The organism is Flavobacterium arundinis, from assembly GCF_038289855.1.
Lineage (GTDB): Bacteria > Bacteroidota > Bacteroidia > Flavobacteriales > Flavobacteriaceae > Flavobacterium > Flavobacterium arundinis.
Window position 1 is genome coordinate 116,474 of sequence record NZ_JBBYHR010000006.1, and the last position, 22,040, is coordinate 138,513.

The following is a 22,040-nucleotide window of genomic DNA, read 5'->3' on the forward strand; positions in this document are numbered from 1 at the left end:
CGCCTTTTTGCTGCTGCTATACCGATCTATTCTGGAACTACAGAATCCATCGTGTTTTTAGCAGCTTTAAGGTTTATCGAACTGCATGCAGCATCGCTCAATATCATGTCGGCCTCTTTTTCTTCAGCAAGGGTTTGGGTAAGCAGCTGTACTGCATCATTTTCTCCCAATGCTTTTGCAAAAGCGCACAGTGTTCCGTAAGTGGCTATTTCGTAATGCTCTATCTTTTGGGATGCGGCAATAATACCGGCATCACGCACCGGCCCGGGAACGGTTTCTTCAAGAATGCCATCACCTTCTTTTAGTAACCCTGCCATAGCCTCACATTTTTTTCCTTCCGGTTTTTCACCTAAAAGTGCAAAAATTGTTTCTAACCGTACGACCTGGTTTTTAGTAACTTCTAAATGCTCTTTTATAGCCGAAGCCAAAAGTGGGGAAGTTGCATTTTGCGCCATTTTAGGCAAAGCGGTAACCAGCGCATTTTCGGCCCAATAGATATCTTTTAGCGAATCGATGAATAATTCTTTCAGTTCGGTTGCTGCATCTGCCGCGGCAGCTACAATTCCGTTATTGTTATTCTGGCTGCCTTTTGAAGGCGTATTGTTATTTTTCATGTTTATATTTTTTCTGTTAGTTGTTTGATAATCCTGCCTCCCTTGACCAAAAACGGTGATTGCCCATAGCTGCAATAAAATTAGCCGCAAAATCAGTATTTTCGGTATCCGCTCCTATCACAATACCTTCATCGCCATTATCTATTTTATTGGCAAATGAAGTTCCGGAAAGCAGTTCAATGCCCTGGCCCTGTACTCCTATTACCTTACAATGCCTGTAAGCATCATTAAGGAAATCCATCACGTCGGCATCCTGCGAAAGTTCGTTCAGCCCCTGCCCGCCCGGAATGTACACTGCATCAAATAATACTGATGATGAGGTAAGAAAACTGAAATCTACCGGCATCTCGCCGCCTTTATCCGTTATCACTTTGCCAAGGTAAGGCGCTATAAGGCAGCCTTTGGCACTCTCTTTTAGCAAAGCCATTTTCATATCCAGTACGGCCTGCTCATCTACGCCGTCAGCACATATAATAGCTACTTTTCTCGAAGCGATGGTCGGCGTCACTGTTGGATTATTGATCATACTCAATGCCTGTGAAAATTCTACCGATGATGGCACCGATTTCGGTTCCTGCTCCCCACCCAGGTTTTCAGGCGATACACCGTGGTTCATTGGCTGCTCGGGAGAGGCCGGTACAACCAGCCGAAGGCCATCAGCTACTTTTTGGGCAAGTTCTGTATTGATCTGCGAAAGTATCCCGAGCATGCGTACCCTGATTGCCATTGTTTCTACTTTACCCAACTCAAAGCGCAACGCCCTTATAATATGGTCCTTTTCCGTTTGAGTCTGGCTGTTGAAAAACAGTTTTGCCTGCCCGAAATGGTCAGAAAAGCTCTCGCTCCTGCCACGTACCTTGTGGGCATCAACCCGTTCGTTATAGCTGGCAAAGCCACCGTCTGCAATGCGTGACTGGTACGGGCAGTCGCCACCCAGTGAATTGGGCGAATAGCTAACGCGGCCTACATTAATTTCCTGGCGCATGTGGCCGTCGCGCTGGTTATTATGTGTTGGCGAAATGCTCCTGTTAATCGGTATTTCATGGAAGTTAGGGCTGCCAAGGCGGGACAATTGTGTATCTGTATAAGAGAAAAGCCTTCCCTGCAAAAGCGGATCGTTGGTAAAGTCGATACCAGGCACAACATGTCCGGGATGGAAAGCAACCTGCTCTGTTTCAGCAAAAAAGTTATCGGGGTTGCGGTTCAGTACCATTTTCCCGATGATGGTAACAGGCACCAGTTCTTCCGGGATCATCTTGGTGGGATCTAAAAGATCGAACTCAAACTTGTGCTCATCCGCCTCGGGAACTATCTGAACGCCCATTTCCCATTCCGGGAAATTACCCATATCAATAGCCTCCCAAAGATCCCGCCTGTGGAAATCCGGGTCATTACCCGAGATTTTTAGCGCCTCATCCCAAACAACGGCATGCGTACCCAGCTTTGGCTTCCAGTGGATTTTTACAAAATGTGATTCGTTCTGCTCATTGATAAAGCGGAATGTATGTACGCCAAAGCCCTCCATCATACGGTAGCTTCTCGGGATAGCCCTGTCAGACATTACCCACATGATCATGTGTGCCGATTCCGGCATAAGGGAAATGAAGTCCCAAAATGTATCGTGTGCCGATGCTGCCTGGGGCATTTCGTTATGCGGTTCCGGTTTTACAGCATGTATAAGGTCGGGGAACTTGGTAGCATCCTGTATAAAAAAGACCGGGATATTATTCCCTACAAAGTCATATATGCCGTCCTGCGTGTAGAATTTAACCGAGAAGCCCCTCACGTCACGGGCCATGTCGGTCGATCCACGTGACCCGGCCACGGTAGAAAAACGGGTAAATACAGGTGTCCTCTGCCCCACTTCCTGTAAAAAGCCTGCTTTGGTAAATTGCGGTATCGGGTTGGTCACTTCAAAGTAACCATGCGCACCAGAGCCACGGGCATGCACGATCCTTTCCGGAATGCGCTCGTGGTCAAAATGCGTTATTTTTTCCCTTAGGATAAAGTCCTCAAGCAGCGATGGGCCGCGCTCACCCGCCTTTAGTGAGTTGTTGTCATCATTAACCTTTACGCCCTGATTCGTCGTAAGGGGCTTATTGGTCCCATCCGACTTGTTGAGGGAAAGGTCGCGCTGCTTAGCCTCCTGGTCATTGTTAAAAGGTGTACTATTTTGTTTCATAAGGTATGGTTTGTTGAATTTTATGCGGAAAAATATCCGGCTAATGCGTGGATCGGTCTATTTATCGTTTTTGTCTTTGAGGTATTTTTCGACATCCTTTGCATTACTCCCTACAGCCCTGACTGCTCCTGTAAGCTGCTGGGGCGAAACGCTGAATTTTTTTGTCCAATACTCCATTTCGTATTTTTCGCTTGTATTGATCAGCGAGCGATCCGGCTCACCTGTCTTTTTTTTATTATCGCTCATCGTTAATGTGTTTTAGGTTTATTGATATACTATCAAATTAACTACATAACCAGAAGTAAAGCATTACATGATTTTCATGAAAGCTTACATCATCGCGAATGCTATGGATATTATAAAAACCTCCCAAAGTATAATGCTGTCAGGAAGTGTAATAATTGATCATGTAATTTTCCCTGTTGAGCCCGTCAGTAACATATTGCCAGTTCATATACATGACATCGCACAATATCTTTTTCAGGTCATCAAAATCGTTCGGCTTCCTGATAAATATGTTGGCACCGGCAATAAATGCCTCCTCAACAGCCGCAGGGGAAGAAAGGCTCGAATACATTGCAACAGTCGTATCACGAAGCCTGCTGTCCGAACGGATTTCGCGCAGGCATTCCATACCCGACTTTCCCGGCATGTTGATATCCAGGAATATAATATGAGGCAGGATATGGCTGTCATCAAGGTAGGCCATCAGCTCAGGGCCGTCTTCACACATGCTCAGTGAATGGTTTATTTTTAAACTATCAAATACTTTCTTAAAGAAACGGCGGTCGTCCTGGTCATCTTCCGCAAGCAAAATGTAAAGTTTTTCCGGATCCATAATTTTAAGATTAATTGATATTTATTGTTTGAATACGTTTGTTGTGCAGCACTTTTTGAAAGACTGTCGGGGTAAAGCCGGTTATCTTCTTGAATTGGTTCGACAAATGTGCCACACTGCTGTAATTCATACGGAAGGATATTTCCGTAAGCGAGAGGTTCTCCGTAATAAGCAGTTGCTTCACGCGCTCTATCTTCTGGATTATGATAAAGCTCTCTATCGAAATATGGCACACTTCTGTAAATACATTGGAGAGCGTCCTGTAATTTTCATTCAGCTTTTCCGACAAAAAAGAAGAAATTTTTATAAGCGGCATATTCCCTTCTTCAAGCATAGAGAGTATCGCAGCTTTTATCTTCTGTACCAATATCGCTTTTTGGTTGTCAACAATCTCTATTCCATAATGGTTCAGCTGTTTTTGCAGCAATACATACTGCTCCATTGGGATATTATCTTCAAAATTAACAGCACCTGTACCTACTATGGTATATTTAAAACCAAACCTGTCGAGTTGCTCCTGAAGGATAACACGGCAGGTCTTATCAAAATTATATTTTAAATACAGGATCATGTTGGGGTGTGGTTGGTTGTATAAATTTACTCTAAAACAGAAAAGCCGCACTAAAATCCCTGTAACTTTAGTATTAATATAACACTTATCAACACATTGTCAGTAACACCTCACATTTTTAATTGCATGCCTATTTTAAGTACCGATCTACAACAATATCAAAATCCCTGCTCAGCTCATCTAATTCTAAAGCCATTGTATTATAGGCTATTGCCCGCGCAATTGCATTCTGCCCGCGGAGTATTGCATTTACCGTAGGCAGGTCGGCAATGCGGTTTTTGTACAAGTCCAAATCATAAATACCGCAATCAAAATAGCGGGTAAGGTCATCCCAGTCGGGCCGGTCTGTAACCGGATAGATGCAAACTCCATGGAGCGGTATGCCTTCACTCAATGCCACAATACATTCTTCAGTTATTTCCTCAATCCATTCGGCCCGCCCAATGCCAAAGTGACCCGTTTCCGAAAGAAATATGGGTTTAGAATACCTTAAGTATGCCATTCTTAGCAGGTCGGCAACCCGTGTCCTCCTTTTAGTATCTTCCGGCCACGGCAGTGTGCCAATGCCATGATCCCACTGGCTACTCCAGTAATAGTTAAAGCCAAGTATATCCAGATACTCTTCGCTGCCACCCAGTTCAGGGCACATACGCCCGGCAATAATATCCATTGCCTGAAACTGGTGCTCATTTAAATTATCGATGTGTTCCGGGGCATCGAACAGGCTTCCGTGTATGCGTATCAGCGGCTCTACATGCACAATGCGGCATTCCGGCAAAACCGACTTCAACATCTGGATGCCCTGTATGGCTGCCTTGCAAAGATGGTACTTGATATCGAAGCCGCAATTTACGGCAAAGGGCACGGTACCCCTAACATCTCCGGAATGCCACGAAAGGAAACTTATTTCATTGATGGGGACCACAAAAAGGGGCTGATCGGTTGCCTGGCTGTAAAATCCGGCAAAGGCATTGCATAACGCAACAAAACGCTGGCAGAAATGCGGATGCGTAGGATATATACCATCCGGGTAACCGAAATGGCATAAATCCCATATCACCTGGATACCTGCTTCATCGGCGAGGCGTATCCTGTTGCCAACTTCGGTAAAATCAAAAACATACGGCGCCACCTCAACAGCGCTCCAGCAAATGCCTTCGCGGGCCACATGGATACCCAGCCCGGCCAGGTCGCGATAATCTTCTGCTGCGCGAAGGTCATGCTCCGTTTCCTTCAGCAGGTTAACACGCTCGCCGGACCGGTTGATATGGTCGGCGCATTCGTAGCCGCCCATAAAAAAAGATTTGAATAAACTCATATAGAAAGCTGTGTAGCAGTCGGCGCTACTTCCTCGCCCAGCGCTTTAAAAAGATCGAGTGCATTTTTAAAAGCCTGGTCCATGTTAAAATATTTATAGTTGGCCAGCCTGCCTACAAAATAAACATCGGGCACCGTAGCCGCCTCATCCCGGTACTTTTCGTAGATTTCCTGGTTTTTAGCGTTAGGAACCGGATAGTAGGGTTCGCCTTCATCGGTGGTATATTCACGTACCACAGTTGTCTTTTCCGACTTTTGGTTGCCAAAATGCTTGTATTCAATGATCCTCGTAAAATCAACTTCCTGCCCGGGATAATTGATTACCGAATTTTCCTGGAAATATTCGGTATCAACTGTTTCGCTTACGAAATTGATCGACCTGTATTCCAACTTATCTGTAAGGCTGTGCTTAAAATCGAAAAAGCGGTCTATAGGCCCGGTATAGAATAGTTTTTCATATCCCTTAACCTGGTCTTTAATTTCAAAAAAGTCGGTATTGAGCATCACCTCAATATTGGGGTGGTCAAGGATGCTTTCAAAAAGCCGGGTGTAACCGCCTTTCGGGAGCGCCTGGTAGGTATCCGAAAAGTAGCGGTCGTCATAATTGGCTCTCACGGGTATGCGCTCGAGTACCGAGGCATCAAGCTCTTCAGGATATTTGTCCCACTGCTTTTTGGTATAATGCCTAAACATCTTTTCATATAAAACCGGGCCAACCTTATTCAGTGCAGCTTCCCTGCCATCTGCGGGTTTATCAGTGGCAAGCCTGTTCGCTTCTAGCCATTGTGCCATCTGTTCCTCTGTGGTTATATCTGTGCCAAAAAGTGCATTTACCGTAGTTATATTTACCGGTATAGGCACCAGGCTTCCTTCAACATTCGCAAGCACTTTGTGTTCCCATGGATACCATTCCGAAAATCGGTTTACATATTCCCAGACCGATTCCTCGTTGGTATGGAAAAGGTGTGCCCCGTATTTGGAAACGAGTATGCCGTTTTCGTCAATATAGTCGTAGCAGTTGCCCGCAATATGATCGCGCTTTTCTATGATAAGCACTTTTTTACCAACATTTGCATAGCGTTCTGCCAGCACAGCGCCGGAAATGCCGGCCCCAATAATTACTATTTCAGCATTTCTCATAATGCAGCAGTTTCAACTAGTAATTGCTTCATTTTGCTTACCGTACTATCCCATGAGGTGTTCCTGAGTATCTCATTGTAGTCGTATTTCATGATAGAGTCAGGGCTGTTTGTTATCGCCTGGTCAATATAAATCGAGAATTCTTCGGGCGTGGCTACTATCTTAACAACATCGCTATAGTCGCGCACAACATCTTTTATCGCGGTAGAAATGATGGGTTTTCCTGCTGCCATATATTCCAGTGTTTTAGTTGGGCTGATGTATTTTGTAGCATCGTTAAGTGCAAACGGCATCATGGCGATACTAAAGGCTTTAAGGTAGCCGGGCAGTTCCTTATAATCTTTCATTCCAAGGTAATAGATGTTGCCCAGCCTTGGCAGGTCATGCTCACCGATCTTGGCCAGCGGGCCGATCATCACAAATGATACATCAGGCTTCAGTAAGGCAGTCGCCCTCAAAAGCTCCAAGTCGATACGCTCGTCAATAACCCCAAAGTAACCCACAACAGGCGATGGGATGCTGCTGATATCCCCGGGCAGTGCAATGCCGTTAAGCGCTTTTTCAAAATGCGCCTGGTCTACCGAGCTAGGAAAGCAGTGAACATTGCCGTGCAGCTGTGCTTTCGATTCGTACAGCGATTTACCTCCTGTAAATACGATGTCGGCATTAGATACCAGATATTTCTCCTGTTCGATAAGCCTTTCGGGAGCGCCTTTAAAAAGCGAAAGCTCGTCCATACAGTCATATACGGTTGTGCCAAAGTCAAAATATGACAAAAGTGGGACGAATGCTGCTGAGTAAAACCATCCTGTTGCAATTGTTTTGCCGATATACTGAGGCAATATCGTGGCAATCTCCTCTATAGAATGTGCATTCGGCTGAAGGATGTGCAGGTTATCGCTTATCTTCTGCATCCTGCTGCCTTCGCCTTCTCTGTGCCATGGCTCTTCAATCAGCAGTATTTTATTGTCATGAGCAAGCCGGCTTATAATATGCTGCGGCCTTTGGTATACAAAATCCCATCTCAGGTGGCAAAATACCACAATATCATACGATTCCTCTCCGTTATTTCCTTTTTGCGGGTTGGCACCTCCGCGGGAAAGTTTATTTGTTGTCGGTTGCATTCCGTTGTTTTTAAGTTTTAGTGTGTCTTTCACATTTATCTTCATAATCGATATATTTAGCTGGTCCTGTTCCCTGCAAATTTCTCTTTTTAGCTACAGTATGTTCTTATATAATTCTCCGGGAACTTTGCATAATACTGTGCTTTAAGAAAACTTTATGAATACAAAAATCCCCGTACGGTAAGGCACGGGGAACAAACTAATACAACCAAATGAACTAAATATGTTTTACAAGGCAATAGCAAATTATCAGCTTGCACCATAAATACCAATGCTACAGATCAATGCTATATAACTATTAACTAAGGGCTTAAGAACCGGCTTTTATTTCATACCCGATCCGTTTGCCGTACTGTTGCCGCCATTGGTAGTTGTAGTTACGGAATCAGATTGGGTGCTGTTAGTCTCGCCGGCACCAGCGTTTGCGTCGCCATCAGTACCCATATTATCATCTGGTGTAGTTCCGCTATTAGTGGCGTTAGCATCACTTGCAGCCTCGACACCCTGCTCATTGTTCCCTTCATTTTTACACGATACGGTTGTTAATAAGAATCCAACCAGTGCTGAACATAGCAGCATATTCCTTAAGTTTGTACTTTTCATGATATTTATATTTATGTAAGCAAAGTTCGATAATAGCTTATAGTATCTTTTACAGGATATTACTGTAACATTACATAATTGCGGCATTGTGCATGAAACAAATTCGTGATATTATGTAACAGCAGTTAAATGCAGCCCACTATATTTGCAGGTATAAGTACCTTTTATACCTTTTAGAGATATTAATGTTTAATTTATAGTCCTATGTCTAAGTCAGGTGTAATCGTTATAATAGAAGACGATGTTGATGATCGTAAATTTTTAAGTGAAATTATTTCGGAACTTGGAGTAGCAAATGAGTTAAAGTGGTTAGAAACCGCTGAAAGCGCTCTCGAATTCCTTTCTACTACTTTCCAGTCCATATTCATTATTATTTCCGACGTGAAGCTCCCGGGTCAAAGCGGCCTGGAATTCAAGAAGGCAGTTGACGATGATCCTACGCTGCGAAGAAAAAGTATCCCTTTCGTATTTTACTCTACAGATGCTAACCAGGACGATGTTAATGATGCTTTCCTGAATATGAATACACAGGGATTCTTTAAAAAGGGCCCTGACTATAAAAAAGCGAAAGACGCCATTAAAATTATTTTCGACTACTGGAAGCTGTGCAGGCATCCGAACACGCAATAGCTTTCCTTTAATACCTCAATTATGCTTCCACAAGATACCCTGTCAGATACGGCTATAACCATAAACTTTCCCATTGTTGGTGTGGGGGCATCTGCCGGAGGGCTGGACGCGTTCGTCCGGCTGCTGCGCAGCATTCCGGAAAAATCAGGAATGGCCTTTGTATTGGTCCAGCACCTTGCAGCGGACCATGAAAGCCTGCTTCCGGGAATCTTGGCACGCGAAACGAAGATACCTGTATATGAGATAGTGGATAATGTGGAGCTTGCACCCGATACTATTTATACCATTCCTGCCAATAAAATACTCACTGTACTTGATGGCCGCTTAAAACTCATGCCCAGGGATAATGATATAAGTATAAACAAGCCCATCGATATTTTCTTTAAATCCCTTGCAGAAGTGCATAAAAGCTTTGCAAGGGGTGTAGTATTGTCAGGAACCGGTTATGACGGAACAGACGGATTAAAAATAATAAGGGAATACGGCGGTGCCACCTTTGCGCAGGCGCCGGATGACGCAGCCTATGAAGGAATGCCACTTAGCGCAATAAGGGCAGGCGCAGCCGATTTTGTACTGAATGCCGCGGACATCCCGGCACAGCTAAAAAAAATCGACTCGGCCTACGAGCACAGTTTTGCCTATTCGGATGGCCAGGAGGCCAATCCTGATAATGAAGAGGAGCTTTTCAGGCAGGTCATCAGAGTGTTGCGGCAACGAAGCGGCAACGATTTCAGCCACTATAAGCAACCTACGATACGGCGACGGATTGCACGGAGGATGGTACTATGCAAGGTAGACGGAATGGCATCCTACCTGAACCTGCTGCAAAAAGACAGGAACGAACAGGATGCCCTGTTTAATGACGTCCTTATACCTGTCAGCTATTTTTTCAGGGATACGAAAAATTTCAGCATGCTCGCCAACGAAGCGTTTCCTCTAATTGCAAAGAACAAAACAACTACCGATTCTATACGGGTTTGGGTGGCCGGATGCTCTACAGGCGAAGAAGCCTATTCTATGGCAATATCCCTCAAAGAGTTTTTCGATGATGCGGTGCCAGGCATAAAAATACAACTATTTGCATCAGATATTTCAGAAAATGTAATCGCCAAAGCCAGGGCGGCAATATACAGCAGCGCAGATGTGCAGAACGTATCGCCGGAACGCCTGAATAACCACTTTACCAAGCTGGATGGCATGTACCATGTAAAGAAGGAAATACGGGAAATGTGTGTTTTCGCAGTCCATAATTTTATAAAAGACCCGCCATTCGCAAAAATGGACCTGATATCCTGCCGTAATGTACTCATCTATATGGACCAGTTCCTTCAAAAAAAGGCGTTTAGTACCTTTCATTATGCGCTTAGGCCAAACGGTATATTGTTCATAGGCAAATCAGAGACTATAAATAACGCAGCCAGCCTCTTTGTCCCCATCGTCAGGAATCAAAAAATATACAGCCGCAAAACCGCTAACGATAGCTTTAGCCCTGCTCCGTACGAAGAGCGTAAAACCAGCTTTGGCATTAAAGAGCGCCAAGGGAAGAAAGCAGATATGCCGGGAAGCAATATTCGCAAAAAGGTCAACGAACTGTTGTTTAGCAACTATACACCTGCTTCACTTATCCTTGATGAAGCCCGGGACATTATACACTTTCACGGCGATGTGAGCCCGTACCTGCTACCCTCTCCCGGCAAGCCTGATTTCAATATATTCAAAATGCTGCACGAAGATCTTGCCTTTGAAGTACGTGCCGCATTGCTGGCCGTAAAGAATGGCGGTAAAGGTATCATTCGCGAAAACCTTCCCGTAAAGGGAAAAGACTTTACAGTGGATCTGGAAGTATTGAATATGGAGGATAACGGGGAGCAAAATTACCTGCTGCTTTTCCATAAAAATGTAATTCCGCCCGGAAAAGCAGGTTTTCAGCAACGAAAAAGCGCAGAATTAGAGCGCATAGCGCAGCTTGAGGCAGAGCTACAACAGATGCGCAACGATATAAGGCGCGTGACCGAAGACCAGGAAGTGGCCTATGAAGAACTGCAAAGCGCCAACGAGGAACTGCTTAGCAACAGCGAAGAATTGCAAACCCTTAACGAGGAGCTGCAAACCTCGACAGAAGAGCTACAGTCTAACAACGAAGAACTGAACAGCGTAAATGATGAGCTGAGAGACCGCCAGGAACAGCTCTCGCTCGCGCGCCTTTACTCCTCCTCTATTGTTGAAACAATACGGGAACCCCTGCTGGTGCTTGACATTGACCTGCGGGTAAAAAGTGCAAATGCCTCGTTTTACAAGTATTTTAAAACGACTGAAAAGGAAACGGAAGGAAAAGTATTGTTTGATCTCGCCGGAGGCAAATGGCAGGATGAGGGCCTGAAACAGGAACTCTCAAAGGTCCGGATGGGCAAAACCGTTATTGAAGATTTTGAGTTTGAAATCCTGCTCCCCGAAGGCGGTGAGCGGGCTATGCTGCTTAACGTTCGCCCTATACTGCATAAAGACCTGAAAGAGCCGTTGATCCTGATCGCTATCGATGATATAACGGAAGTCCGTACAATGAACAGCCTTTTAGAAAAAAAGAACCTTGCCCTGAAAGAAAGCAACAAAGAACTTTCGTCATTTAGCTATATCGCCAGCCATGACCTGCAGGAGCCGTTACGGAAAATACATACGTTCAGCAAACTGATCCTTGACGACAGGGAGTCTGCACTGTCCGGCGAAAGTGCCAGCCACCTGGAACGGATATTGGTATCGACCCGGAGAATGCAGCAGCTTACCGAAGACCTGCTTCATTATTCGCATATAGCAAATTCTGATAATTACCAGATGTTCGATACGAACGTTAATATGACAATTCATGAAAGCCTGGAGGAATTGTCCGAAAAAATTGCCGAAAAAGGAGCCACCATTACTGCCGCCGAACTTCCGGTATTGCGTGCTGTACCCATGCTTATGCGGCAGCTGTTCATAAATCTTATAGGCAATGCAATAAAATATGCGCGCAAAGACATCGCTCCGGACATTGTGATTGCAGGCGCTGAAGCCGATAGCGGTGATATACTCAAAATCCAGGGGGACCGGCATAAAAAGTACTATAAAATAATGGTAAGCGATAATGGTATCGGGTTTCCTAACGAGCAGGCACAGAAAATATTTGAGCCCTTCCAGAGGCTGCATGGCAAAGACAAATATGACGGCACAGGTATAGGCCTGGCCATCTGCAAAAAGATCATGACCAGGCACCACGGATTCATTACCGCTGAAAGCCTTCCCGGAAAAGGCGCCGTGTTCACGTTATTGTTTCCATTTTAAATACTGAGCTTGAATTTTAGGCTTCCCTAATAGTATGTAAAATCATACAAAAAATCTGAATTTTCCTGTAACTTGTTTCGCCTGTGCAATGCTAAATTTGTAGGTAATGCCATCCTGATGATGCGGGCCAATGTGCCAGTATCAGCGTTTACGGAAAAGGCAGAAAGTAATCCCATCCGTTAAAAGGTAATACTATGAATACAATAGGAAAAATCATTGTGGCCGGTGTTGTAGGCACAACGTTTATGACGATGTTCAGCTACCTTATTTCAAAGAAAGCAAAGGAGCAATACCGGGAACCCGAATTACTAAATACCCTGATTGACCGGTCGAAGTCACTACCCTCAGCGCCGAATAAAGAGGTACACCCTGCGGGCTGGGCTGCACACTACGCCATCGGCATTTTGTTTGTAATGTCGTACAGGATATTCTGGAAAAAATCTTTGACGAAACCTACACTCGTAAAAACATTGCTGATAGGCGCAGCCAGTGGGACTGTTGGTATAGTGTCCTGGAAAATATTTTTTTCGGAACATGATAACCCGCCCCAAAATGACAGGCAGGGCTATTACAGGCAGCTGTTTATTGCCCACATTATCTTCGGGGCTTCCTCCATACTAACCTATAAGCTTATGTCTGCAGATAAAGCTCTGATGCTGAAAGAATAATCATCCGGTAAAATCCAAACTAAAATTATTGCAATGAATAAAGTGTCGTGCTATGCTGCCACTGCGAAATCGGATATTGCGGGCAGCGCTTCGCTTTTTGAAAAGCAATTCTCAGGTTATTCCATGCGGCTCCACAACACGGGCGACTCGCTATGGATCGTTGTTCACTGGCCTAATAATGCACAGGTGGCTTTCCGTGCTGCCTTTGCGCTTAACAGCAAATTCGACTTAGCGGAACTAAAGGAAAATGACGAAAAATTAAACGTCAGACTATCAAGTGGGCTAGGGAATTACACAGTTGAAATTGATTTTCCTAACGGGGAATTTCCCGTTTTGCATTATACGACAGCGTTTAAAGCTAATGTGCCAATACTTCTCCCCTATTCGCCTAAGGATATTATACCGCTGACGCAAAACGGCCAGACCATAAATACTTTTGGAAAAATCCATGCAAGCCAGGTTGGGACACGTTCCGGGTTGGTATTCGCAAGTATGACAAGCCCTGCACAGCTTTCTATGTTTTACCTGCAGAACCTCACGGCCATGTCCGAATTCTGCGATGTGACACAAACTTCTTTGGGTGAAACGGTTGGCGGTGCGTGGCCGGAGATGGGTTTCAACCTTCCTGCTGTTACCGAAAATCCCTTGCCGGATGACAAGTTTTATACTGTATCGGATGCTTATATAGTAGTAAGTGAGGATGTCCCTGACAACGATATTGAAATAGCCACGCAATACCTCAACTACCTTGCAGCACTTTACCAAATTATGCCAAAACCGGATACAAAATACCGTGACTGGCCGCAGATATCGCGAAAAGCATTGCGGGACTTAACCTTAAATAAAGGTTGTTGGGAATATGCGGGAGGCCACGCCCACCTTAATGCCTATTTGTGCGATTACAAAACCCCGCCAGAGATCATGGTGCAGCTCGCAGTGCTTACTGCTATAACTGAGCATTCAAAATGGACAGGCGTTGCGTATGAGGTTATAAAAGAAATTGCTGAAGGCGTACCGGCATTTTATGATGATAAGCTGAAAACGATCTCACGGTGGCTGCCTTCGAAACGCGGGGAGTTTGATGAGTCGGAAGAGCAGAAAAGCGCGATGGTCATGGATTCGTGGTACCTGCATCATCCGCTCATGAATCTTTCTAAGCTGGCCCTAAACGGCAATAAGGATGCTGAAGAACTACTGCTGAAATCACTGGATTATGCCATAAAGTGGCAAAGCATTTTGATTATAAATGGCCCGTATTCTATAAAATGGATACGCTGGAGATCGTCAAAAAAGAAACGGCAGAAGGCAAAGGTGGCGAAAAAGATGTCGCCGGAGGATATGCACACCTAATGGTGAATGTATGGAAGATAACCGGCGACAGGAAATACCTCGATGAAGCGATAACGGCAGCGAGGAAACTTGCAGAAATGGGTAATGAGATTTTCTACCAGGCTAATAACACGGCGTTTTCTGCACTGGCACTGCTACGGCTGTACAAAGAAACTAAAGATGAGCAGTTTCTGGAAACGAGTTACCTGTGTATTGCAGGTATTATGAGGAATGTGCAGCTGTGGGAATGTAATTATGGCAACGCGAAGTCGTTTGACAACTTCTTTGGTGTTTTCCCCTTAAACGACGCGCCTTACAAAGCAGCTTATGAGGAAATGGAAGTATATGCCGCCCTCAACGATTATATAAAGGAAGCCGCTGAGATAAAGGCTCCGATACTCCCTTCGCTGTATGTGCTTTTGCCGGAGTTCGTGAAGTACAGCGTGAGCAGGCTAACCTGCTATTACCCGATATTGCTGCCTCCTGACATTCTTTCGAAAGAAATAAAGACGGGTGAAGTTGAACCTAAATTATGGATACCCGTCGAAGACCTTTATGATGGCTGGCAACAACACGGTCAGGTAGGGCAGGAAGTGTATGGAGCCGGTGTAGGCTTTGGCATTGTGCCAAGGCAGTATATAAAAATTGAAGATGAAGATTTTTTGATTTATACAGATTACCCTGTATTGCAAAAGCTAAACCTTAAGCAAAAAACACTCACGTTACAATTCATTGGCACCGATACTTTTCAAAGCCGGCTGCTTATCATAAATCCTGATAAGGATAAAAACAAGGTTCCTGTTGCGAGCATGTCCCAAAAAACAAAAGATTCCGTTATGAAACCGGAGAGGGCGTCGCGGGAAGAGGTTGAATACAGCGTGGCCGGGAATGCTAAAATAAAAATACGTTGGCAATAATACGATTAATACATAAATGTCCTGTTTCCCGATAATTAACAGTTACCTTGTAAACATACAATTTTATAAAGTAATCATGAACCAAACCGGGCCCATTATAGTAATTGAAGACGATCTAGACGACCAGGAAATATTTTCTGAAGTATTTAAACAACTGAACTATAAAAACAAGATCATATTTTTTGGAGATGGCGAACTGGCGCTCGACTATCTTATCAAGACCAGGATAAAGCCATTTATCATTTTTTCTGACATCAACATGCCGAAATTAAATGGAATGGAGCTACGCGCAAAGATCCATGAAAATGAAGATTTGCGGATTAAGTCCATTCCTTATCTGTTCTTTTCGACGATCGCAGAGCAGGATAATGTTATTGATGCTTACTCTAAATCGGTGCAGGGCTTCTTTGTAAAGCCTTCGAATTTTGAAGAAATAAAGAGTACCATAAAAACTATTGTTGAATATTGGCAAAAATGCGTTTCTCCAAATTACGTCAAATAGCAAATAGTGATTAAGCTCCCTGCCCAAGGTTAAGGCTTAGCCCACCGTCCAGCGTGAAAGTCTGCCCTGCAGCATAGGAAGCATCTTCGGACACAAGGTAAGCCACAAGTTTAGCAACTTCCCAGGGTTCCGCGGCACGTTTGTAGGGAATATTCTCAACGGCTTTTTTCAGGTGGTTGGGATCATCAAGCGCTTCCTGGTTCATTGGGGTCAGTATCATTCCGGGAGCAACACTGTTGATATTGATATTGAACGGCCCCAGTTCCAACGCAAGGCAGCGCGTTAAATTACGCACCCCGCCTTTACTGGCGCAGTAGTCGCCTCCCCCTGCCCTCGCCACTTCTTCATGGATCGAGGAGATATTGACGATCTTCCCGCCATTTCCGTTGGCTTTGCGTATTTTTATAAATTCTTTGCAGCCATAAAATGTACCGTACAGGTTGGTACGGATTGTCCTGTCAAAAGTCTCGATATCCATTTCGTCAGCATAGATACCGGACTCGTTAACCCCTGCGTTATTTACAAGTATGAACGGGATGCCAAGGATTTTTTCGCATTCATTAAAAATTGCCTGCACTTGGCTATAGTCGCCAACATCTGCTTTGATAATAATACCCTTCCTACCGTTCTCTTCAACTAATTTGAGCGTTTCCTTTGCGCCGTCTTCATCGCTGTGGTAATTGATTACTACATCAGCGCCACGCGCGCTCAGCTCTACGGTACATGCCCTGCCTATGCCGGAATCGGCTCCTGTAACTATGGCAATCTTATCTTTTAAAGGAAGTATTTCGTTCATCGCTTTACTATTTATACTAAAGATATTCAGAATAAATTTCCTTAGGAATGGGACTTGGCAATTTATCTTTTAATTAACGCCTGTTGAGGCAGGTAAAGCCAATAATTTAAAGAAACTTTATAATAGTTAGGAAATTGCCTTCGTAATTTGGTTTTACTAATAATGACTTATGCAAAATACCGATACAACTCCCGAAACAAAGCCCACAAAGGCGCTTTATGCCTACCAGCTTGGGGATATAACAACGCTTCTTGACAAGATAGAAGGCAACCCTAAAAACCACAGGCTGCTGTACCAACTGCCCACCGGTGGCGGCAAAACAGTGATATTCTCGGAAATTGCAGCGCGCTTTATCGCGAAGTATGGCCGCAAGGTTGTGGTCCTTACCCATCGTACAGAACTTTGCCAGCAGACATCCCGCACGCTGAAAAACCGCGGCATCCGCAACATGGCCATAAACAGCAGCGTGAAAAGAATACCCCGCAACGACGATTATGACTGCTATGTTGCAATGGTGGAAACCCTCAAGAACCGGATACGTGACAAAAAGATGAATACAGATGCGGTCGGCCTTGTTATCATTGATGAGGCGCACCACAACTCATTCCAAAAACTGCTGGGCCAGTTCAAAAATGCGGTTGTGATTGGTGTTACTGCCACACCATTAAGCTCTGATATAAACCTGCCGTTACATAAGAATTATAATGAGCTGGTGGTTGGAGAACAGATTGGCTCCCTGATAGAACAGGGCTTTTTGGCCAAGCCTACTACATGGCGGTATGATGTAGAGCTGAACACCCTTAAAACGGGCATTCATGGCGACTTTACTGTCAGCACTTCGGATGCTTTATATAGTTCGCCTGCAATGCTCGACCTTCTGCTACACGCGTATGAGGCGCATTCGAAAGGAAAAAAGACACTGATATTCAATACCGGTATATTTACATCGCGCGAAGTGTGCAGGTTGTTCAATGACGCAGGCTATCCTGCAAGGCACCTTGACAACAAGACACCGGCAGCGGAAAGGGCGGAGATCCTGAAATGGTTTAAAAAGACCTCCGGGGCTATACTGACATCCGTATCTATCCTCACCACCGGGTTTGATGAACCTTCGGTACGCACCGTAATACTAAACCGCGCGACCAATTCCCTCACCCTGTACCACCAGATGATAGGGCGTGGGTCACGAAGGCTGCCACAGAAAAAGACATTTTCGATAATCGATCTGGGAAATAATACAGAGCGGTTCGGGGAATGGAACGCGCCGGTAGACTGGAAATATGTTTTTGAAAGCCCCGAAGAATACCAGCAAAAAATGAATACCCATACGGAATATGAGAACCATGCAATATCATCGGATATCAGGGCGGCATTCCCAAACAGCCTGGGGATATCTTTCGATATCCAGACAGCCTACCAACAAGCTTTGGACAACGGTCAAAAACCGAAATTGGTTATTCGTGATTCCATACGCCAGCATGCCTTAATGTGTGCTGATAATGCGGAAACAATATCCGAAGCACTGCATTTAACAGCCGAGCTTGATAAAGAAATAGACTGGCGGGTAAAACAATACACCAAATGCCTGGGGACAGTGACGAAGAACTACATAGAGTGGCTACAGGGCGATTATCGCGCTAAGCTCAGGACATTGGTACAAAAAATAATGCAGCGAAGGATGCGTATTGAGCATGCTGCAACATAATAAAACATCATCACATTATGGACGAAATAACACAGGCGCTTTTTGCAGCCTCGAGACAGGGAAATGTCCCGGTTCTTATGGAAATATTCGGAGTCAGGGAAAACCTTGACGTACAGGATGAAAAAGGCTTTACACCCCTGATCATTGCTGCTTATAACAACAGGCCGGAAGCAGTTGCCGCACTTTTGGAAGCCGGAGCCAATCCCGATGCTACCGACAACGGCGGCAATACTGCACTGATGGGAGCCGCTTTTAAAGGCTATACCGAAGTTGTCTATGTACTCATCAGTAAGGGCGCCAACCTGAATGCACAGCACGGAAACGGCGGCACGGCGCTAATGTTTGCTGCAATGTTTGGCCGTAATGAGGTGGTAGACCTCCTCCTTGAATCGGGTGCCGACAAGGACATTAGGGATATCCGTGGCATGAAAGCATTCGACCATGCCATGCAGCAGGGCAATACAGAAGGTGCCGCCAAACTGAAAGGCGATGAAATGATGAAAAACTATGAATCATAAATATTTACTGATATGAGGACAAATGATATTGTTATAAGGCTGCACGGCGAAGATGCACCAAAACTGGAAATAGGAAACTCTGATAACTATGCCGATTTTTACAGGCACCTGCAACAAAGCATCAGTAGCCGGAATGCCGACATCGTGCATAAAGGTGATTACTTCAGGTATGACCAGCACCTGCTGCCGAAAGATGGCGACGGCTTTATGACTTATGTCCTTTTCCGTGAATTAACTTTGAACGATTCAGGTGATGATTCGGCTATTTGGGGTATACTTGCTAATGAAGCAAACCGATTGGATTTTCCTGAAGTAAGGGAACACAATGAACATCAACAGCTTATAGAATTATCAGCGGCATCTGACTTTAACGATGATCTTACGGATGATGAAGATCAGGACCGCGAAGAAATTCTTATCCGTATTCCAGGCAGCCGTGAAGAGCTGGAATTCGATCCTTCCGGCACTGAAGGAAATACAATCCTATACGACAAGCTTGCAAAACTTATCTATGATAAAGAGGCAGAGATCATGTACAAGGGGCCGAAACTCATTTTTGAGGATAACAGGGACCTTTTCATAAATCCCGATGCTTTCTCGGTATATATACTTTTCCGTTCGGACAGAAGCAGTAATTACGATGACAATGATTCACTATGGGCAAACCTTGCATCTGACCTGAAGGTACTTTCGTCAATCACTTTACTCCGATTGGCCCCTGCTTACCAGGTGTTGCTATTTACGCATAGCAATGAAGCCGTGCGGGAAACATCAAATAATTTTAGCTAACTATAGTTCAAGAGACCTTAAAAGACAGCCGCAATATGAGACAGAAGGCTTAGACCGGGAATGAATTACAGCAATAAGATAAAGTGTAAAACGGTCTTGCTAAAGCTGCAGAGTACAATAAAAGAAGGGTACCCTTATGCAAGGCACCCTTCGATCAAACCAACACTAACCTAATTCAGTGCTGTACTACATTGGTAAAAGTACTTTATTAATTACGTGAACAACGCCATTAGAAGCCTGTACATCAGTTGCTGTGATATTAGATACCCTTCCGTTGGCATCGGTTATAGAAGCGCCGCCTTCAAGGTTAACAATGAAACTGCCGCCCTGGAATGTTGTCACAATCATATTGTCCTCCAATGAAGCTGCCAATATATTCCGGCTCGTTACTACGTGGTATTTAAGCGTATTTTCAAGTGTTGCCTGTGGGATGTCCGCCAGGCCGTTAACGTCCAGCTCTGTCAGCAGGCTGCCAAAAGCCGCATTGGTTGGTGCAAATACTGTGAAAGGTGAACTCTGTGTACCTGAGAGGATGCCGGCAAAGTCGGGCTGGTCATCTCTTGTAAGTGCCTGAACCAGTATTGAAAAGTTAGGGTTTGCTTTAGCATGGCTGGTAACTGTCGGCAAATCGATTACACTGCCTACAATATGTACAACACCATTGCTGGCCGCTACATCTGCAGTAGTCACCGTAGCGCCGCCATTGGATGCGCCGCCATTGATCACAACCCCACTCGCAGTATTGATAAACATACTCAGTGTATTGGTAGAAGATGCACTTCCCTTAGCCAAAGTCTTCACGTATCCTGTAGTGAGTGATGATGATGTTGCGGTGCCTGACACTACGTGGTTAAGCAATATTTCCTTAAGCAAAGGAACCGGTACTTCTTCCAGGTTATCAAAGCCTTTTTGTTGCAGAAATGCATTAAACGCCTGGTTTGTAGGGGCAAAAACGGTAAAGCTTCCGGTTCCGTCAAGCGTAGCGGTAAGTCCCGCCCTGTCTAAGGCATCCACGAGAACTGAAAGATTTGCGTTTGATGCAGCTACATCGGCAATTGTGTTGCCCTGCGGCATAGGATTGCTGTCGTCATCACTGCACGACACTAACGGAAGAAACGCCAGGGTGAGTATTGCCACTCCCCTTTTGAAAAAATCTCTTTTCATAATATTTTTATTTTTAGGTTTGAATTTCAAAATTATGATAGAAATTTTTGTTTAGGCAAAACAGCATTATATTTAAACAAAAAATTATATTTTGTTAAGATGTTTATACCGCCAAAGCAAAATGAAATTGTAAAAAAAACCACACAGATAAAGGCAAATGCGATTTCCGGTAATTACAATTACAGCTGCAAAAGTTTAACAAAATATAAAATAACAACGCATTCCATAAAAAATGGACGTCGTCAGACAAGCCAATAGTCACATAAGACGAGTAAAAAAATGTCAGGATAGCCTGGTTGCTATGTCATGAAGGGATGCAAATCGGGTAAGGCCTTCTGTCTCGGGCATGGTAAGTTCCGCCACCCTTCGCCCTACGATCCAGAGTTTGGACTGATTATCTTTTACCTTTGCCAGGAGCGCCTCTACATATTGATCCAGCGGTTTCTCAGCAGGAAGCACCGTAAGATAGGTTATAAAAGTTACGTTCCTGAAGAGCCGCGTTACTTCCGAAAGGCTGTCCAGCGGAATGTTGCTGCCAAGGTAAACACAACCCTGGCCATGGTATGTAATAAGATACTGCAGGTACATCAGGCCCAGCTCGTGGATCTCACCAAAGGGAAGAAACAACACATAGGAAGGCACAGTACCCTTTTTTACCTTCCTGCTGCAAATTGCAGTTTGCTGCATGACCACCATCCTGATAAGGCAGCTTATAAAATGCTCATGGGCAGGCTGTATCGTCCCTGCCTGCCACATTATCCCGATCTCTTCAAGAAAAGGCAGGTAATAGCCGGGAAACACTTCCTCAAACGGCATTTTTGCCAGCAGGTGGTCCGTAGCATCAAGGAAAAGAGGCTGGTCAAAGGTCATCATCGCCAGCTTAAAGAGATGGATCGTGTGGTTGATATCTTTCCTGCCCACGCGGATCTCGCCAACCATCATCTCTATCTCCGAAGTACCCATTTTTGCTACTTTTGAGATTTTCACGCCATACCCGGTCAGGAGCACAACATTAAGAAGCTTGCGCAGTTCATCAAGACCATAGTAGCGAAGGTTGTTTTCCCCGCGCTGAGGCGTAAGCAATGCATACCTTTTTTCCCACATGCGTATTGTATGCGCCTTTACTCCGGAAAGCCCCTCCAGGTCCCCTATAGAAAATACTGTCTTAATATTATTCATGCTCAAATGGTTTTATTACTCTGTAACCCGCAGGCTGCAAGAGAGAATGTAAAAGTAGTTAAATTTTGTTCAATATAAATAGTTAAATCATTAAACAAATAAATTGTTTACATATATTTGTAGATATATTAAACAATTT

At 44.6% G+C, this 22,040-nt stretch carries 21 protein-coding genes; 9 read left to right on the forward strand and 12 right to left on the reverse strand.

The features are described 5' to 3' along the window. Nucleotides 1–26: 26 nt before the first annotated feature. From AAEO56_RS11965 to AAEO56_RS12005, 9 genes are all read right to left on the reverse strand, one after another. A complete protein-coding gene (locus AAEO56_RS11965; RefSeq protein ID WP_341697298.1) occupies nt 27–614 on the reverse strand; it encodes a YciE/YciF ferroxidase family protein in 588 nt (195 codons plus the stop codon). Nucleotides 615–630: 16 nt separating this feature from the next. Further along, the gene (locus AAEO56_RS11970) at nt 631–2,796 is read right to left on the reverse strand and encodes a catalase (RefSeq protein WP_341697299.1); all 2,166 of its coding nucleotides are present in this window, start codon (nt 2,794–2,796) and stop codon (nt 631–633) included. A gap of 57 nt (nt 2,797–2,853) precedes the next feature. Next, nucleotides 2,854–3,042: a DUF3606 domain-containing protein gene (locus AAEO56_RS11975; RefSeq protein WP_341697300.1), complete on the reverse strand. Its 189-nt coding sequence runs from the start codon at nt 3,040–3,042 to the stop codon at nt 2,854–2,856. A 139-nt stretch (nt 3,043–3,181) separates the two neighbouring features. Continuing rightward, the gene (locus tag AAEO56_RS11980; RefSeq protein ID WP_341697301.1) at nt 3,182–3,634 is read right to left on the reverse strand and encodes a response regulator; all 453 of its coding nucleotides are present in this window, start codon (nt 3,632–3,634) and stop codon (nt 3,182–3,184) included. Nucleotides 3,635–3,644: 10 nt separating this feature from the next. Continuing rightward, the gene (locus AAEO56_RS11985; protein ID WP_341697302.1) at nt 3,645–4,205 is read right to left on the reverse strand and encodes a helix-turn-helix domain-containing protein; all 561 of its coding nucleotides are present in this window, start codon (nt 4,203–4,205) and stop codon (nt 3,645–3,647) included. 130 nt (nt 4,206–4,335) lie between these two features. After that, entirely contained in the window at nt 4,336–5,523 is a 1,188-nt protein-coding gene (locus tag AAEO56_RS11990) for a hypothetical protein (protein WP_341697303.1), read from the reverse strand. Further along, nucleotides 5,520–6,662 carry a UDP-galactopyranose mutase gene (gene glf, locus AAEO56_RS11995; RefSeq protein ID WP_341697304.1) on the reverse strand — a complete coding sequence of 381 codons (1,143 nt, stop codon included), beginning with the start codon at nt 6,660–6,662 and terminating at the stop codon, nt 5,520–5,522. The genes AAEO56_RS11990 and glf overlap by 4 nt, the downstream gene beginning before the upstream one ends. Next, on the reverse strand, nt 6,659–7,786 hold the full coding sequence (locus AAEO56_RS12000; protein ID WP_341697305.1) for a glycosyltransferase: 1,128 nt from the start codon (nt 7,784–7,786) through the stop codon (nt 6,659–6,661). Before AAEO56_RS12000 ends, glf begins: the two co-directional genes overlap by 4 nt. 324 nt (nt 7,787–8,110) lie before the next feature. After that, the gene (locus tag AAEO56_RS12005) at nt 8,111–8,389 is read right to left on the reverse strand and encodes a hypothetical protein (protein WP_341697306.1); all 279 of its coding nucleotides are present in this window, start codon (nt 8,387–8,389) and stop codon (nt 8,111–8,113) included. 204 nt (nt 8,390–8,593) lie between these two features. Here AAEO56_RS12005 and AAEO56_RS12010 point away from each other — a divergent pair, with 204 nt between their 5' ends. The 6 genes from AAEO56_RS12010 (at nt 8,594) to AAEO56_RS12035 (ending at nt 15,750) form a co-directional block, all read left to right on the forward strand. Continuing rightward, nucleotides 8,594–9,019, forward strand: a complete 426-nt coding sequence (locus AAEO56_RS12010) for a response regulator (protein WP_341697307.1) — start codon at nt 8,594–8,596, stop codon at nt 9,017–9,019. Nucleotides 9,020–9,040: 21 nt separating this feature from the next. Further along, on the forward strand, nt 9,041–12,334 hold the full coding sequence (locus tag AAEO56_RS12015) for a CheR family methyltransferase (protein ID WP_341697308.1): 3,294 nt from the start codon (nt 9,041–9,043) through the stop codon (nt 12,332–12,334). Nucleotides 12,335–12,528: 194 nt separating this feature from the next. Next, nucleotides 12,529–13,002: a hypothetical protein gene (locus AAEO56_RS12020; RefSeq protein WP_341697309.1), complete on the forward strand. Its 474-nt coding sequence runs from the start codon at nt 12,529–12,531 to the stop codon at nt 13,000–13,002. 33 nt (nt 13,003–13,035) lie between these two features. Then, complete coding sequence (locus AAEO56_RS12025) at nt 13,036–14,352, forward strand: hypothetical protein (RefSeq protein WP_341697310.1); 1,317 nt, start codon at nt 13,036–13,038, stop codon at nt 14,350–14,352. Beyond that, nucleotides 14,268–15,248 (forward strand): glycoside hydrolase family 88 protein, encoded by a 981-nt coding sequence (locus AAEO56_RS12030; protein ID WP_341697311.1) that lies wholly within the window; start codon nt 14,268–14,270, stop codon nt 15,246–15,248. Before AAEO56_RS12025 ends, AAEO56_RS12030 begins: the two co-directional genes overlap by 85 nt. Before the next feature lie 76 nt (nt 15,249–15,324). Beyond that, complete coding sequence (locus AAEO56_RS12035) at nt 15,325–15,750, forward strand: response regulator (RefSeq protein ID WP_341697312.1); 426 nt, start codon at nt 15,325–15,327, stop codon at nt 15,748–15,750. 10 nt (nt 15,751–15,760) lie between these two features. Here the strand turns inward: AAEO56_RS12035 and AAEO56_RS12040 are convergent, their stop codons facing one another. Then, the gene (locus AAEO56_RS12040; protein ID WP_341697313.1) at nt 15,761–16,546 is read right to left on the reverse strand and encodes an SDR family NAD(P)-dependent oxidoreductase; all 786 of its coding nucleotides are present in this window, start codon (nt 16,544–16,546) and stop codon (nt 15,761–15,763) included. A gap of 169 nt (nt 16,547–16,715) precedes the next feature. Here AAEO56_RS12040 and AAEO56_RS12045 point away from each other — a divergent pair, with 169 nt between their 5' ends. From AAEO56_RS12045 to AAEO56_RS12055, 3 genes are read left to right on the forward strand one after another with little or no spacing between them, the layout of a single operon-like run. Continuing rightward, nucleotides 16,716–18,251: a DEAD/DEAH box helicase gene (locus AAEO56_RS12045; RefSeq protein ID WP_341697314.1), complete on the forward strand. Its 1,536-nt coding sequence runs from the start codon at nt 16,716–16,718 to the stop codon at nt 18,249–18,251. Between the two features lie 17 nt (nt 18,252–18,268). After that, nucleotides 18,269–18,769, forward strand: a complete 501-nt coding sequence (locus AAEO56_RS12050) for an ankyrin repeat domain-containing protein (protein ID WP_341697315.1) — start codon at nt 18,269–18,271, stop codon at nt 18,767–18,769. 12 nt (nt 18,770–18,781) lie between these two features. Further along, a complete protein-coding gene (locus tag AAEO56_RS12055; protein WP_341697316.1) occupies nt 18,782–19,558 on the forward strand; it encodes a hypothetical protein in 777 nt (258 codons plus the stop codon). A gap of 186 nt (nt 19,559–19,744) precedes the next feature. On the opposite strand, the gene AAEO56_RS12060 is transcribed toward AAEO56_RS12055, so the two are convergent. Then, nucleotides 19,745–20,722 carry a fasciclin domain-containing protein gene (locus AAEO56_RS12060; RefSeq protein WP_341697317.1) on the reverse strand — a complete coding sequence of 326 codons (978 nt, stop codon included), beginning with the start codon at nt 20,720–20,722 and terminating at the stop codon, nt 19,745–19,747. Nucleotides 20,723–21,004: 282 nt separating this feature from the next. Further along, the gene (locus AAEO56_RS12065) at nt 21,005–21,901 is read right to left on the reverse strand and encodes a MerR family transcriptional regulator (RefSeq protein ID WP_341697318.1); all 897 of its coding nucleotides are present in this window, start codon (nt 21,899–21,901) and stop codon (nt 21,005–21,007) included. Between the last annotated feature and the right edge of the window lie 139 nt (nt 21,902–22,040).

Coding starts and splice junctions, on each gene's coding strand:
- AAEO56_RS12045 (WP_341697314.1), top strand. CDS start 16,716: ATGCAAAATACCGATACAACTCCCGAAACAAAGCCCACAAAGGCGCTT.
- AAEO56_RS11980 (WP_341697301.1), bottom strand. CDS start 3,634: ATGGATCCGGAAAAACTTTACATTTTGCTTGCGGAAGATGACCAGGAC.
- AAEO56_RS11970 (WP_341697299.1), bottom strand. CDS start 2,796: ATGAAACAAAATAGTACACCTTTTAACAATGACCAGGAGGCTAAGCAG.
- AAEO56_RS11990 (WP_341697303.1), bottom strand. CDS start 5,523: ATGAGTTTATTCAAATCTTTTTTTATGGGCGGCTACGAATGCGCCGAC.
- AAEO56_RS12000 (WP_341697305.1), bottom strand. CDS start 7,786: ATGCAACCGACAACAAATAAACTTTCCCGCGGAGGTGCCAACCCGCAA.
- AAEO56_RS12020 (WP_341697309.1), top strand. CDS start 12,529: ATGAATACAATAGGAAAAATCATTGTGGCCGGTGTTGTAGGCACAACG.
- AAEO56_RS11965 (WP_341697298.1), bottom strand. CDS start 614: ATGAAAAATAACAATACGCCTTCAAAAGGCAGCCAGAATAACAATAAC.
- AAEO56_RS12050 (WP_341697315.1), top strand. CDS start 18,269: ATGGACGAAATAACACAGGCGCTTTTTGCAGCCTCGAGACAGGGAAAT.
- AAEO56_RS12035 (WP_341697312.1), top strand. CDS start 15,325: ATGAACCAAACCGGGCCCATTATAGTAATTGAAGACGATCTAGACGAC.
- AAEO56_RS12055 (WP_341697316.1), top strand. CDS start 18,782: ATGAGGACAAATGATATTGTTATAAGGCTGCACGGCGAAGATGCACCA.
- glf (WP_341697304.1), bottom strand. CDS start 6,662: ATGAGAAATGCTGAAATAGTAATTATTGGGGCCGGCATTTCCGGCGCT.
- AAEO56_RS12030 (WP_341697311.1), top strand. CDS start 14,268: ATGGATACGCTGGAGATCGTCAAAAAAGAAACGGCAGAAGGCAAAGGT.
- AAEO56_RS12065 (WP_341697318.1), bottom strand. CDS start 21,901: ATGAATAATATTAAGACAGTATTTTCTATAGGGGACCTGGAGGGGCTT.
- AAEO56_RS12010 (WP_341697307.1), top strand. CDS start 8,594: ATGTCTAAGTCAGGTGTAATCGTTATAATAGAAGACGATGTTGATGAT.
- AAEO56_RS12060 (WP_341697317.1), bottom strand. CDS start 20,722: ATGAAAAGAGATTTTTTCAAAAGGGGAGTGGCAATACTCACCCTGGCG.
- AAEO56_RS12040 (WP_341697313.1), bottom strand. CDS start 16,546: ATGAACGAAATACTTCCTTTAAAAGATAAGATTGCCATAGTTACAGGA.
- AAEO56_RS12005 (WP_341697306.1), bottom strand. CDS start 8,389: ATGAAAAGTACAAACTTAAGGAATATGCTGCTATGTTCAGCACTGGTT.
- AAEO56_RS11975 (WP_341697300.1), bottom strand. CDS start 3,042: ATGAGCGATAATAAAAAAAAGACAGGTGAGCCGGATCGCTCGCTGATC.
- AAEO56_RS11985 (WP_341697302.1), bottom strand. CDS start 4,205: ATGATCCTGTATTTAAAATATAATTTTGATAAGACCTGCCGTGTTATC.
- AAEO56_RS12025 (WP_341697310.1), top strand. CDS start 13,036: ATGAATAAAGTGTCGTGCTATGCTGCCACTGCGAAATCGGATATTGCG.
- AAEO56_RS12015 (WP_341697308.1), top strand. CDS start 9,041: ATGCTTCCACAAGATACCCTGTCAGATACGGCTATAACCATAAACTTT.